The organism is Spongiimicrobium salis (genome assembly GCF_043678055.1).
In the GTDB taxonomy this organism is placed as follows: Bacteria; Bacteroidota; Bacteroidia; order Flavobacteriales; family Flavobacteriaceae; genus Spongiimicrobium; species Spongiimicrobium salis.
The window spans coordinates 326,289-339,990 of record NZ_JBHEQA010000003.1 but is presented as its reverse complement, the minus strand read 5'-3'; the positions used below and the strand labels follow the sequence as shown (position 1 = coordinate 339,990).

General features: G+C 40.0%; 11 protein-coding genes. 6 read left to right on the top strand and 5 right to left on the bottom strand.

Features of this window, described 5'->3' with window-relative positions:
• Positions 1 to 14 precede the first annotated feature (14 nt).
• The 3 genes from ACEXOE_RS16300 to ACEXOE_RS16290 are packed head-to-tail and all read left to right on the top strand — an operon-like array spanning position 15 to position 3,810.
• Positions 15 to 1,301 carry a TolC family protein gene (locus ACEXOE_RS16300; RefSeq protein WP_394749904.1) on the top strand — a complete coding sequence of 429 codons (1,287 nt, stop codon included), beginning with the start codon at positions 15 to 17 and terminating at the stop codon, positions 1,299 to 1,301.
• On the top strand, positions 1,298 to 2,029 hold the full coding sequence (locus ACEXOE_RS16295) for a heavy-metal-associated domain-containing protein (protein ID WP_394749903.1): 732 nt from the start codon (positions 1,298 to 1,300) through the stop codon (positions 2,027 to 2,029). Before ACEXOE_RS16300 ends, ACEXOE_RS16295 begins: the two co-directional genes overlap by 4 nt.
• 17 nt (positions 2,030 to 2,046) lie before the next feature.
• The gene (locus ACEXOE_RS16290; protein WP_394749902.1) at positions 2,047 to 3,810 is read left to right on the top strand and encodes an efflux RND transporter periplasmic adaptor subunit; all 1,764 of its coding nucleotides are present in this window, start codon (positions 2,047 to 2,049) and stop codon (positions 3,808 to 3,810) included.
• Between the two features lie 14 nt (positions 3,811 to 3,824).
• Here ACEXOE_RS16290 and ACEXOE_RS16285 read toward each other — a convergent pair whose 3' ends face one another.
• Both ACEXOE_RS16285 and ACEXOE_RS16280 read right to left on the bottom strand, forming a co-directional pair.
• Positions 3,825 to 4,535 carry a L,D-transpeptidase family protein gene (locus tag ACEXOE_RS16285; protein WP_394749901.1) on the bottom strand — a complete coding sequence of 237 codons (711 nt, stop codon included), beginning with the start codon at positions 4,533 to 4,535 and terminating at the stop codon, positions 3,825 to 3,827.
• Positions 4,536 to 4,552: 17 nt separating this feature from the next.
• On the bottom strand, positions 4,553 to 4,966 hold the full coding sequence (locus ACEXOE_RS16280) for a hypothetical protein (protein WP_394749900.1): 414 nt from the start codon (positions 4,964 to 4,966) through the stop codon (positions 4,553 to 4,555).
• Between the two features lie 311 nt (positions 4,967 to 5,277).
• Between ACEXOE_RS16280 and ACEXOE_RS16275 the strand changes: the two genes are divergently transcribed.
• The 3 genes from ACEXOE_RS16275 to ACEXOE_RS16265 all read left to right on the top strand — a co-directional run bounded on the left by ACEXOE_RS16275 (position 5,278) and on the right by ACEXOE_RS16265 (position 9,605).
• Positions 5,278 to 6,504: a TolB family protein gene (locus ACEXOE_RS16275; protein WP_394749899.1), complete on the top strand. Its 1,227-nt coding sequence runs from the start codon at positions 5,278 to 5,280 to the stop codon at positions 6,502 to 6,504.
• Positions 6,505 to 6,633: 129 nt separating this feature from the next.
• Positions 6,634 to 8,343 carry a PorP/SprF family type IX secretion system membrane protein gene (locus ACEXOE_RS16270; RefSeq protein ID WP_394749898.1) on the top strand — a complete coding sequence of 570 codons (1,710 nt, stop codon included), beginning with the start codon at positions 6,634 to 6,636 and terminating at the stop codon, positions 8,341 to 8,343.
• 638 nt (positions 8,344 to 8,981) lie between these two features.
• Positions 8,982 to 9,605, top strand: coding sequence for a response regulator transcription factor (locus ACEXOE_RS16265; RefSeq protein ID WP_394749897.1), 624 nt, complete (start codon positions 8,982 to 8,984; stop codon positions 9,603 to 9,605).
• 198 nt (positions 9,606 to 9,803) lie between these two features.
• Here ACEXOE_RS16265 and ACEXOE_RS16260 read toward each other — a convergent pair whose 3' ends face one another.
• The 3 genes from ACEXOE_RS16260 to ACEXOE_RS16250 form a co-directional block, all read right to left on the bottom strand.
• A complete protein-coding gene (locus ACEXOE_RS16260; RefSeq protein WP_394749896.1) occupies positions 9,804 to 10,925 on the bottom strand; it encodes an imelysin family protein in 1,122 nt (373 codons plus the stop codon).
• 1 nt (position 10,926) lies between these two features.
• Positions 10,927 to 12,333, bottom strand: coding sequence for a di-heme oxidoreductase family protein (locus tag ACEXOE_RS16255; RefSeq protein ID WP_394749895.1), 1,407 nt, complete (start codon positions 12,331 to 12,333; stop codon positions 10,927 to 10,929).
• A 78-nt stretch (positions 12,334 to 12,411) separates the two neighbouring features.
• Positions 12,412 to 13,605, bottom strand: coding sequence for an imelysin family protein (locus ACEXOE_RS16250; RefSeq protein WP_394749894.1), 1,194 nt, complete (start codon positions 13,603 to 13,605; stop codon positions 12,412 to 12,414).
• Positions 13,606 to 13,702: the final 97 nt, after the last annotated feature.

The window sequence follows — 13,702 nt, the reverse complement described above, 5'->3', positions numbered from 1 at the left end:
AAAATAAAGATATCATGAAAAAACACTCCTTGTTCAGGACCGTTTGGCAGATCAATCTGTTTGGAAAAACTAGCTTTCCCTGTTTAAAGATTCATAGTCTTATTTTATTGTTTTGCTCTGTAAATTTTGTGAATGCACAGGAATTGGAAGCCCTTATTGAAACAGCCTTAGAACGAAATCCGGAAGTTCAAAAATATGAATTGCAATATGGAGTTGCCTTAGAAAAAATTAATGAAGCCCGTGCTTTGCCCAATACTGATTTTAAATTTGGGGTACCTATAAGTAGTCCTGAGACAAGAACGGGGCCTCAACGGGTGCAGATAGCTGCTAAACAGCGTATTCCTTGGTTTGGCGTAGTTACAGCACGCAGAAATTATGCCGCTACTTTAGCAGAAGCCCAATATGAGGAAGTGGCTGTTGCCAAGCGGAAACTAATAGCTTCCGTATCCAAATCGTATTATGAACTCCAAAAGTTAAAGACCAAACAGGAAATTTTGAAGAAGCAAATGGTATTGCTACAAACCTATGAAACCTTGGCATTAAATGCTATAGCGATAGGAAAAGCATCTGCAGTGGATGTGCTCAAACTGCAAATTCGTCAAAACGAATTGCAACAATTGGACAAAATCGTTGAGCATCAATATAAAATAGAGGAAAGCAAATGCAACGCCCTCCTGAATTACGATAGCTCCCATACGATTGAAATTACAGACGCCTTGGATATACTAGAAAAAGAACAGGAGGTTATGCTAGAAAATCTTGTGTTGCATCCAGAACTGTTGCGGTATGATAAGTTGTTCCAATCTATTGAACAATCGGAATTGTTACATCAAAAAGAACAAAAGCCCGATATTGCTTTTGGTCTTGATTATGCCTTGGTCCAAGAAGGACCTATTACAACCTTCAATGATAATGGAAAAGATATTCTTATTCCTTCGGTGTCTCTTTCTTTTCCTATTTTTAATACAAAACACAGCTCAAAAGTGAGGCAGAATGCGTTAAAACGAAAAGCGCTTCAAGCAGAAAAAGAAGAACGGAAAAATGTTCTGGAAACTTTATTGGAACAGGCGATACACCATCGTATGATCGCTAGAATTGGTCATGAAACCGCGGTTAAAAATATAAAGCAAGCAAAGGATGCCGAAACTATTTTGCTTAAAAAATACGAAACGGAAACTATTGATTTTAATGCTATTATAGAGATACAGGAGTTACAACTAAAATTTCAATTGCTTAAAATTCAGAGGATAGCGGACTATTATATACAGACGACAATTATTGATTATTTAACACAACAATGAAACAAACCTATACTATAGAAGGAATGACCTGTAAAGGTTGTACAGAGACGGTAACACGACACTTGGAAGGTGTTGCGGGAGTTGCTGATGTAAAAGTGGACTTGGAAACGGAGGAAGTCACGCTTTCCATGGATAAGGCAGTGGTTATGGAGGATTTAAAAAGGGTGCTGCCCAAAAAATATCAACTTCTGGAAAAAGGAAAAGAAACAAGGAAAAAGGTACTTAGCGAGAAGCGGGAAGATGAGACTACTTCAAAGCTACAACAGTTAAAACCTTTGCTATTGATCTTGTTTTACATTGCCACGGCCAGTATACTGATCCACAGGAAGAATTTAGCAATGGAAGGTATAATGCTCGATTTTATGGGCTTGTTTTACATTGTATTTAGCTTTTTCAAGCTTCTTGATTTAAGAGGGTTTCCCTCATCTTTTAGTATGTATGACCCTTTGGCGATGCGCTTCCCGCTTTACGGAAAAATCTATCCCTTTATTGAAGTGGTATTGGGCTTGTTTTTCTTGCTGCGATTTGAAGTAGAGTTCGCCCTGATGATTACGATAATCATTCTTGGGATTACAACCGTTGGGGTAACAAAAAGCCTTTTGGACAAAAAAAAGATTCGATGCGCTTGTTTAGGGACTGCCTTGAAATTACCCATGACGGAGGCGACCTTTATTGAAAATGCCATCATGATCGTTATGGCGGGGGTATTGTTATTGAAGTTATTATAGAATACAAAAAAATACAGATGAAAAGAAATAGTATATATATCGGAATAGCCTTAATCATGGGCGTGGTTGTGGGATATTTTATTTTTGGAGAAAGCCAAGGCACTTCTCCAGATGCCATGTTGGCAGAAGAACATCTTCACGACGAAGACGAAAACGGACAATGGACCTGTTCCATGCATCCACAGGTGTTGCAACCAGAACCTGGGAGTTGTCCTATTTGTGCTATGGATTTAATCCCTGTGGCAAAGCATAAGGTTGATCAGGCTCCAAATGCGGTTCAATTAACAGAGAATGCCATGGCCCTGGCCGATATTCAGACGACCATGGTCGGTACCACCATGAAAGACGGGAAATCCTTGGTGCTGTCTGGAAAAATAGCGGTGAATAAGGAGAAAAGTGCGGTACAGGTGAGTTATTTTAACGGACGGATAGAACGTTTGTACGTAAATTATGAAGGGCAAGATATCCGCAAAGGGCAGCTATTGGCACAATTATATGCTCCTGAACTCGTGGCCGCTCAACAAGAATTGATTACGGCGGCAGCCCTCAAAACTTCCCAACCCAGTTTGTACAAGGCGGTACGTAATAAATTGAAATTATGGAAGCTTTCCGAAAAACAGATCAATGCCATAGAGGCTTCTGGGGAAATTCAAGAAAATATGCCCATCTATGCTACGGTCAGTGGTACCGTAGGCACTGTAATGATCACGGAAGGGGATCATGTGAATCGAGGACAAGCTCTTTTGGAATTGAATGAACTCAATGTGGTCTGGGCAACATTTGATGCCTATGAAAACCAATTGTCCCAATTAACGCTTGGAACTGAAATCGAGATTGTTTCCAATGCATATCCCAATACCCCTAGTCACGCTAAAATTTCATTTATTGATCCCGTTCTCAATACGCAAACTAGAACGGTGATGGTCCGGGCTACTATTAATAATTCAGATGGACGCCTTAAACCCGGTATGTTTGTATCGGGAGAACTGAAAGAAATAAAGAAAGAATCCCATACCAAAATGCACATTCCAGCTTCGGCTGTGCTTTGGACAGGAAAGCGTTCGTTGGTATATGTGAAAAAAAAGACGCAAAGCCCGGCCTTTGAAATGAGAGAGGTACTACTTGGCGCAAAAATAGGAGAGGAGTATCGTATTCTATCAGGTCTTGAAGAGGGAGAGGAAATTGTTACCAAAGGTGCATTTACCGTAGATGCTGCAGCACAGCTGCAAGGGAAGAAATCCATGATGAATACCAGTAAGCCCCAAAAGAGCATGGAACACGAGGGGCATAAGGCAATGGAAGGCGAAATGGAACATGAAGGACATTCTAGGATGCAGCAGAAGCCTATGGGCGAAGTTTCCCCAATAGGTTTTCAAAAATTAGTGAAGCCATACCTCGGAATAAAAGATGCCTTGGTGAAAGCGAATACAGCGAAAGCTTCTGCTTCTGCCAAAATCGCATTAGAACAAGCAGAAATAGTATTGGGGAAGCATATAGATCAAAAGCACCAAAAGCATTTCGATCAGATTTTGAAAGGGTTTCGGGCAATTGCAGAAAATATAGCCATGCAAGATCAACGACATCATTTTATGACCTTAAGTGAACATATGATTGCCCTAGCGAAAAGCTCCCCACCTGTTGATTCCAAAATCTATGTGCAATATTGTCCTATGGCCGATAACAATCGCGGTGCATTTTGGCTGAGCGCAGAAAATGAAATTAGAAATCCTTATTTTGGAGACGCAATGCTTAAATGCGGCAGTATAAGTGAAATTTTATAATGGCATAAAGACCCTTATGTGGAAAAGGCTTCCAGAGCCAATTGAATATCCTCGTAAAGTTCTTTTTCCCATTCTACAGCTTCTATTTCGGGAAATGCTTTCCCCAATCGGAAATCCACCGGACTGATAATGACCTTAATGGTATTATCCAATGCGTGGCTCGCCACAAGGAATACCTCCTCTATGGCCCGGTCACCAATGGGAATACAACCTATGGTGACGGCTTTTCCGTGAATAAAAATATCGCCCCCTAAATTACGACGCCCCTCCGCTTGGGCTTTGGCACGATCGAAGGCGTTGGGGTAGTCTACCTTTAAGGAGAGGTGATACGAACTATTGGGATTTAAATACGCAATAGTATAAACGCCTTCAGGAATTTGTTTGTCCCCTTCCCTTAATTTTGGCCCCAACTGCCCGCTGAACTGTGTAAAAGGGTACTGCTTTATTTTTACCCACTGCCCATTTCTCTGCCCCCAGAGTTCCAATAGCCGTTCTTCTTTCAAGGCAACCAATGCTATTTCAGGGGGAATGCTATCAAAACCGCTTGCTTCAAGCTTAGGTTGCAAACGGTCTTGGGCGGCTGTTCCGTATTTTTCTTTTACGGATAGTACGGTTTCTTTGTCGCTCATAAAAAGATAAGAGGTATTCAAAAGTTGTGGGATATATCGTATTCCTACGATGATGAGGCCAATGAAAGCTAGCGTTAAGACAAGTTTTTTCAGCATCTTCAGTATCTATTGAATTAATCAAATGGCAATCGGTCAGGGGCTAAAAAAGTTTTTTTTGCGGTTTCATCATTAAAGATGTCCGTGCTATAGTGTGCTTGTATTAGTGCCTTGAATTGGTATTTTAATTCAGGAAACTCATGAATGAACCCTGCAAAATCTGTGGTTTTGGCTTTAGACATAAAATGATAAACAGCTTTTATTGCGGCAATGGTGAGCGTAGTGTTATATTTTTCTTCAGCGCCTAAAGCGGAAACATAGTTTTGCAACTGCGTGGGAACGGTTATCAGTGCTTGATCATATCCATAGCGCTTAATATGTATCCATGCCAAACGAAGATGGGCCTCATGGGTAAATAATTCAGAAGGGAGTTGACAAATTTTAAATTGTCTTTCAAATGTGGTATTGTCCAACCTAAAATGTTTTTCCATAGTACCGTACAATTTCTTTTAAGCTACCACTATAAAAAAAGAGGTATTTAAAGATATGGATTATTGTTGAGGATTCACCGAAGAGTACAATAGGTTGTATAACAAATAGTTGGCATTCCTCTGTGGTAAAATCAACAATTTGCATTTTATCGTTTTTTTTAGGCATTGGTCGATTTTGCGTAATTCGTTGATAATTAGCGTTTTTTTTGATAAAAATAGGGTAAAAAACAAAAACCTATGAATTTTTATTAATAAAGCTTTGAAAATGTTTACAGACCTTTAGCAAAGTTAAAATCCCAAAATCTTATATAATGAAAAAGACAATGCAAAATAGAATGACCCTAGGGTGTTTGATCGCACTCTTTTGTTGTTCGTTTTCCATGCTAGGACAACAAAGTATGGATAATTCGGAAATGAGTACCAATACGAAACATTATCAAGAATTAAAGCGTATGGGTTACAAGGATAAAGAAATCTTTGAAGACCTCGGAAATGCTAATTTTTTGATGGAAAAATATGCTAAGGCCATCTTCTGGTATGACAAGCTTATGGAAGTCAATGGAAAAGGTTTTTTAAAGAAAGGACTTCAAAAGCGTTATAACCATGCTCAACAAATGATCGATGGCACCATAGCCTCCAATAGTGGTATTAAAATCAATTGGAAGAAACAGATCAGGGCAGATTATCAAGTAAAAAAGAAATCGTACGACCCAAGGTTTAAAGAATTTAATTTTCAACAGAAGAGAGAAGTGGCCATGGAACACCAGCGTGAGGTGAACAATGCCATGTTATCTATGAACGGGATGGGGCTCAATGACAAGGCTTATAAATCCCCAATAGCCATGACTGCAGATGGAAATACCGCCTATTTTAGTAAAACTACCTATGTTAAGCCTGTATATGGGCTATTCTCTAAAAAACAAATGGTACATAAAATATACCGTGCCGAAAAAGTAAATGAAGAATGGACCAATGTGCAAGAAGTGGCATTATGTCCTAAGAACTATTCGGCCTTGCATCCTGCAATCTCGGATGACGGAAAACGCTTGTTTTTCACTTCAGACATGCCAGGAACCTATGGGAAATACGATATCTATGTTGCCAATATCGATAAAGAAGGGCGTGCTGGAACAGCCAAAAACTTAGGTAAAAAAGTGAATACAAAAAAGAATGATGTTCATCCTAGTATTATCGGTGATGGCACCTTGGTTTTTGCTTCTGAAGGTCGTGAAGGCTATGGAGGACTCGATTTGTATATGGCTCAAGTAGGACAGCGCCATGTTGGTCTGGCCGTAAATTTAGGAAGTCATATCAATAGTGAAAAAGACGAATATTCCATTTTCTTAAAGAGTGAAGAAGGTATGGGATATGTGATGTCCAACAGAGGAAGGAACAATGCCAATATTCGTCCGGTGGCATTCTCCTATGACAATAGCAAAAGAAGGACTCCGACCCAGGAAAAGGAATACGATTTTCTAGCGGCTTTCGGGAACGGATTGAAAGTAGATTACACAACTTCCGTTTTTGAAGATGAGTGACCCAAAAGACAAGACACGCTTTCATAAAGTAATGATTAGACCCTAAGTACAACACCCCACAAATAACGCTGTACTTCTTCCGTACAACAACGGAATACGACAATCCCCATTAATTTTAATTCTCATGTGATGAAACCTACAATCTCACTTTTACATAAAACGGCTCTTTTTGTGCTCTTGTATACCATGGTATGTGTACAAAAGGCGCATGGACAGCAAGAAGTAGCGCCTAGTTCTGGCTCTAAAAGCAATTATCACAATCAATTGTTCTTCAATAGATTCTTGATCAACCCCACATTTTCATTGGTGCGAGAGGATAGATCATATCTAAATATCCTGCATAGAAATGAATATGCTACGTTTGAAGATAATAATCAAAATTATTTGCTGGCTTTTAGTAATAGAATCAATGAGCGCACTGCTTTGGGAGTTAGTGTATATAGTCAGACTTCCGGAATTTTTCAGGAATTTGGGTTCAATGCCAATTACGCAACGGCGGTCCCTCTGGGATTGAAGAGTAGGTTGACTTTTGGAACCAATGTCACCTATTACAATGAGGGAATAGATAGAAGTAGGGTTATTGCGGAGGACAACGACACCGAAATTTTGGAATCCAGAAAGGAAAATAATTTTGCTGTGCAACCGGGAGTTACCCTTTCCGTAGGAAAATTTGATTTTGGGGTATACGCTCAAAACTTGTTCAAATACAACCAGTCCACCAATGAGTTTCAAACCGGATTGAATACAGAGAATATTAGGGCATCTGTACAGTACACCCATAATTTTTTAGGTGCTAGAGGCTTTTTTGCAGACGCAAAATTGGTACCCTTCGTTCAGGTTGGACAACATCAAAATGGAGATTTGGCCTATACCGGAGCCTTATTATTGAATGTGCCAAAGTTTGGATGGTTGCAAACCAGTCTTAATGATGAGCATGGGGCTTCTATGGGACTTGGTTTTAACCTGAGTAAGAGAATGTCTTTGGGGTATTTGTTAGAGAAAGATGTTACCAAAGAGAATGTGGATTTGGGATGGAACCATGAGGTTTCCCTAGCCTATACCTTTAAACAAGGGAATACCAATATCAATGCACAGGTTGGAACGTCACAAGATAAAAAAGTAGATCAGATCATTAGAAATTATGAAGAGCAGATCTTAAAATTGATGGAGGAAAAAGATGCGTTGACCGCGAATGAAGTGAAGGCCGGCGATCCCAATGCCCTTGCCTATAGAAACAGCCTCATTTTAGATGAACTAATGCTAAGACAAGATTCTTTGGAAGCGGCAAGATCTGCAGCCATTGAGCGCAAATTTGAAGCCATTGTACGGATTTTGAGAAGTGATATTAAGCAATCGCTGCAACAGCAACCCTCCAATGGTCCGGATTATACAGTCTTGGCTTCCAACAGCCAACAACCAAAGAATATGATGGCAAGACAAGATATCAGCGTACGTTTAAACAAGAATACACATAAGAGTGCAAATAAGAAAGTCGCTAAGACTGCAACCAAAGAAATCAAAAAACTACCGATTAAAGTTTTAGACCAATCCAATATTCAAGGTGTTAATTCTGGATACTATATGGTAGCCAATGTGTATAAGACCAAAAAATATTTGGATGCCTTTATGGCGAAATTGAAATCGAGAGGACTTAATGCGAAGAAGTTTTACAATAAAGAAAACGGATTACACTATGTTTATTTGGCCGATTTTAATGTAAAAGAAGAGGCAAAACAAGCTTATGCTTCCAATTTAGACGGTAAATATCAAGATGAAAAATGGATAATGGAAGTTGCCGACAATAGCTCGGTTATCGTAAACAATACCTTTGAGGATTAGGGTATTTAAATTGCCGTGTATCTCCCAGCCCAGTTGAATATTCTAGATGTGGGGATTAATATAAGATTAGTTTATTTAGTTGAAAAATTGGGCTGGAATACGGTAATTAAAAAGTGCATTTGAACGAAAAAAAGCGTTTTTAAGAAGGATTTAGTAAAGCTTTTACTACATTTATCCCAGCTTGCAAGATAATCAGTATTGTAAAACTTAACCCCCACTGCATGAAATCTTATCTTAACCTCAACACGAAAAAAAGCGCAAATAGTATTCCTCAAATGGAATGCTATCCGAAAATCTACAAACGGAAAGGCGCACTATTAGTATCCCATACTTTAGTATTTCAAGGCACCACCTAGCGGGCCTGTTACATAACGTATTTCGTATCCTGAAAATGGTAAGCGTAGCTGTTTTTCAAATGTATCCCCATAAAGTAGCTTAGGTCATCTGGGCATATACTTTACAAACATATTTGAGAAATATGGTATACAAGCTATACACCCTAGGGCACATTATGCCTTGATGTTCGTATAGGTACTGTTCCATAATACATGCAATCCCCACGCGTTTATTTCTTTTTCTAAAACCGGAATTGATGCTCCGGAGGTTTTTTATATCCCTAATCTAAAATTGTATTCATTATGACATCTAACATGTTAAAAATTGTTATAATCGATAATGATCGGTTATTTCACAACACCTACGCCCTTTATTTTGAAAAGTACAATGACTATGAGTTAAAAGGTATTTATGCTTCTATAGAGGAGGCCTTGGCGCAATCAGAGGAAGTACGGCCCGATATTATTTTATCGGAAATGGCACTTCCGGACATCTCTGGCCTTGAAGGCATTAAAATGCTCAAAAAGAAAAATCCGAAGGCAAAAATTATTATGATCAGTGATCAAAGTGATTTTGAAATGGTGAAAAAAGCCTTTAAAAATGGTGCAAGTGGTTATTTGACCAAACCGATCAACGCGGAAAGATTGCATCATGCTTTTAACTCCATAAAGTATGAAGGAGCGGTAATGAGTAATGACATTGCGAGGAAAGTAATATCCATGTTTCAGCGGAAGACCCGGGATTTCTTTTCCGATCGGGAAAATGAAGTCATTGATTACTTATGTCAAGGAGCCACGTATAAGACCATTGCGGATAAACTCTTTGTGACCACAAGTGCTGTGAATTTTCATATCCAAAACATATACCTCAAACTCAATGTGAATTCCAAATCCGAGGCCTTGCTAAAGTTACAGGCCATTCATTGAGCAGCTTAGATTAACATCAAAAATTGTGAATGATTTAATTTTTACAATACCCAATTTTTAAGGATTATAAGAGTAGACTGTGCGTTTTAAACGTTACTGCCAGATAGGGAGTTTTCCTAAATGAGAGCCGTAGTTTCTTTAGGATTCTCCCTGTCATTGGCGGTAATACAAGGATAACTGCTTTTTGGGAATTAGGATTTAATCCCCATCACTATCATTAAAAGTAACTACGATTCCCAAAAGATTGGACATATCTACGCGAATCAACACCAATAAATCTCTAAATGCGGTACGTACGGCAGCAACAGCATCAGGGTTGGTTTCAAGTTCGGCGGCAAGGCTACCGGAAATACGATCCAACGCATTACGGCAAACGGTAAATTGATCTTGAATACGTTGGTCTAAGGCCTGTTGTTCCAACCTTAATATAAAATCGTCAAATCCTATAGTTGACGCGGCACCGAATTCTCCTTGATAAGTGCGTTGGAGCGCTGTAAGGTGCTGGCGAATAATCTCTTTGGAAAACGTACTTCGGAATGCCTCCAGTTGGGAAGTAATTATAGTACCTCCATTATTATCTCCCAAAGCTCTCCCCAATTTAGATACGATTATTTCTTCTAATAAACTGATCATGGCATTGGCCAATTGATTTTGACTTCCACTAATATTGCTCTCTAAGGCGGTTGTGAAAGTAGGAGAAAAAGTATTCCATAAATCATTTAATTCGGAGGTTTTGGTGGTCAAATTTTGGGTCATGGCTACCAAGTATTGTAACCTTCGATCCCCATTGGAACCAGTAAACGAACCTAATATGTCTTGTCCTTCCTCAGAAGGAAAAAGTAGGTATTCTACCCCGGATATTCCTTTGGAAGAAGACCCAATAGAAGCAATAAAAGCCTCATTCAGTTCTGTTGTACCCGTTATATTATCTTCAATACGAGAAGTATTGCTTGGCCATCGGTTGATTTCAAAAGCAATAAAAGAATTGCCAACATCGCCTAAGTCATATAATTCCAATTGTTTCCAAACCAATTGAAGGTTACGCCATTGTTCTTGCGCATTTTCCAGATTTTGAAGGGTGGATTCCCTTTGAAAAGCTTCCGCGGCCTCTTGTAACGTACTGGCCCTTTCCATAAAATTGGCATTCAAGCTTACAATTTCATTACTGAAAACATTGGTGAGCTGATCTCTTAATAAGGCTTCCGTATCATTAAGATTAGAGGAGTTGTCATCACTCTTGCAATTTGCCAAGAAGAGTAACCCTACGAAGGCACAGATGCCGCAGAGAATTATATGTTTTTTGCGAAACAATGTATGCATATTAAAGCGATTTAATAAAATTGATAAGTTGTGTTCTTTCTGTTGTCGTAAGGGCCATAAATGATGTTCTTGCTTGGGAAGCTTCCCCATCATGCCATAAAATAGCTTCTTCTACATTTCGCGCACGGCCATCATGCAGTAAATCAGAATGTCCGTTTACCGTTTCAATAAGACCAATTCCCCATAGTGGAGGAGTGCGCCATTCTGTTCCCGTAGCATCAAAATCTGGTGCATTGTCCGCTAGCCCAGGCCCCATATCGTGTAAAAGAAGGTCTGTATAAGGCCTAATAGTTTGATTTTCAAGAGCTGGGATAGGGTGGGAGCCTGTTTGCATAGTGGGAATATGACATGCCACACAATTCACTTGCTCAAATAAAGCTTTACCTTCTAAAATTTCCGGGTCATCAAAGTTTCTACGACCGGGAACAGCCAAGGTACTTGAATAGATGGTGACGCGTCCCAGATTTTCATCTGTAATTTCCGGTGTTCCCCCATTGGGTACCGTAGTACAATCGATACCAGGCGGACAATTTTCATCGGGAAATAAAGATGAAGTGATTCCAAGATCTCCCGCAAAGGCCGCAGCAATTTGCTGTTGCAGATTAGGTTGGTTGCTTTTCCAGCCAAAACGCCCCAATGCCATGGATTGTGACATTATATCGTATACAAAATTGGGCTTCCCTGAAATACCATCCCCATTGGCATCATTGACATCGGCAAAACTGAGAATCGTATTTTCGGGAATAGCTTCAAGTAATCCAAGGCCGATCATTTGATTGGCTACTCGTGGAGATATTTGTACCGTTCCGGAGAAATCACCATAGTTTAGGGATAAAAAAGCGTAGTTAGGTTGTCTTAAACTGACCGTAGTTCCGTCCAGGTATGTCATTTCCAAGGGGGTATAGGTTACCTGGATAGCTCCTTCACGATCGATACCTAAAATAGCATTATCCTGAAACTGTCCGCCGTAATTGGGATCTGGGAGATTGTTTCCAAAGGCATCCCTACCTGGAATACTTAAACGAAATAGCAAACCAGAGGAAAGCTCACCGTCGAAATCCGGAGCGCGTCCGCGTCCATCTCTAAAATGACATCCAGAACAAGAGCGGGAGTTGAATAGCGGGCCTAAGCCATCACGCGCCGTAGTGGAAGCCGGTGCGGTTACCCAATTTTGATTGAACAAGGAATTTCCGGTAAAGAAAAATAATCCGTTTTCCTGATCGAGGTTTGGAGCCTGAAAACCAAAGGCGTTGGGAGAAGTATCAAAAATAGTAGTTTCCCCGCCCGAAAATTGTTCGTTTTGTTCAGGAGTCAGCGATACGATGGTATCATCATCTCCTTGACAAGCGGTACATAAACCAATTAGACTGAAAAAAATAATATACTTTAATGTAGCAATACTATCCATGGCATATTGAATGACAAAATCAGAACCCGAAATTTCAGGTTCTGATTCCTATTTTTTAATAAGGTAAAGCACTTCTATTTACTCAGGTAAATCTGAGGATACGGAAATGCCAAGGGCTGTTCCCCCGGCAACAAATTGATCGCCTAAAGCGCGTAGTGCGTTAACCGCAGTTAGCACATCTGGCCTTGTTTCAGCCGAAGAAATGGCAAAATCAAAAGGAATTGCAGTAGCTTCCGTTGCCGTTTCGGCAGCTTCCAATTGTGCCGTAATTGCTGCGCCCAGTGTCGCATCTGCCTGAGTGATCAGATCTTCCAAGGAAGCGCCATTCACGGAAGAAAAACTTCCACGATATACATTGGCTATCCCGGCTAAGTTTAATCGAAGGTCGCGATGCGTATTATCACTAAAACAAGAATGTTCATCTTCCTGATCCTGATTGTCAAAAGCCACAAATACGCGTTCTCCTGCCAATTCCGATCTTGAAAGGGTAGCGATACCGGTTAAGATATTACGCAAGGCCGTATTTTCATCCAAAGCCAAAAAAGTGGTTCTATAGGAACCTCCCGGTTCCCATTCGTCCAATAGGGATTGTAGGTTATCAAGAATCAATTGTGCACAAACATTGACGTACATTCTTCTACGATCTTGATTACTCGCTGTACCACCATCAACAAAATCAGTAAAAGGACGCTGTCCTGCCATTTGGTCTATAGGGTCTGTATTATCTTGTCCCCAAAGTAAAAATTCAATAGCGTGATAACCAACACTGACGTTGGCTTCTCCACCTACTTCATTTAATCCTTCCAAAGTAGCTGCATCAATAGTTGGGAAACTTATGGGGTCATTGATGATTCCGGCATTGGGATTGCCTTCCACATAGTCTACATAGTTTTCATCCAATGGCCATGCATTTAATAAACCTTCAGGTCCATCAGCATCGTCAATTGGTCCGCTGGCAAAGCGGAAGGCTTCGGTTTGGCCGTAAGGCTCACGGGCCGCCAACCAGGCAGTCTTTGCTGCGTCAAAAGTTTCTTGGGTAGGATTATCGGTAAACGCGCTAAGCGCTGTTTGCATTGCCGTAGCTGCGTCAAAAGCCGCCTGATAATTGGTAAAAACCAAATTGGCATAATTTTCAATTACCGCTGACGCTTGAATAGCATTCACGGGTGGATTCGTAGTACCTCCTCCAGCATCATCATCGGAATTACAAGCATAAATGATAAGTCCAGATGCTATAACTGCTAGATACAGCGGAATTCTTAGTTTTTTCATTATAATGTTTATTTAGACTGATTTAAAATAGAGAAGCAAATCTAGAAGCAAAAAACGAGTTTTCCAAGCTTATTTTAATTTAATCTAAATAATATTA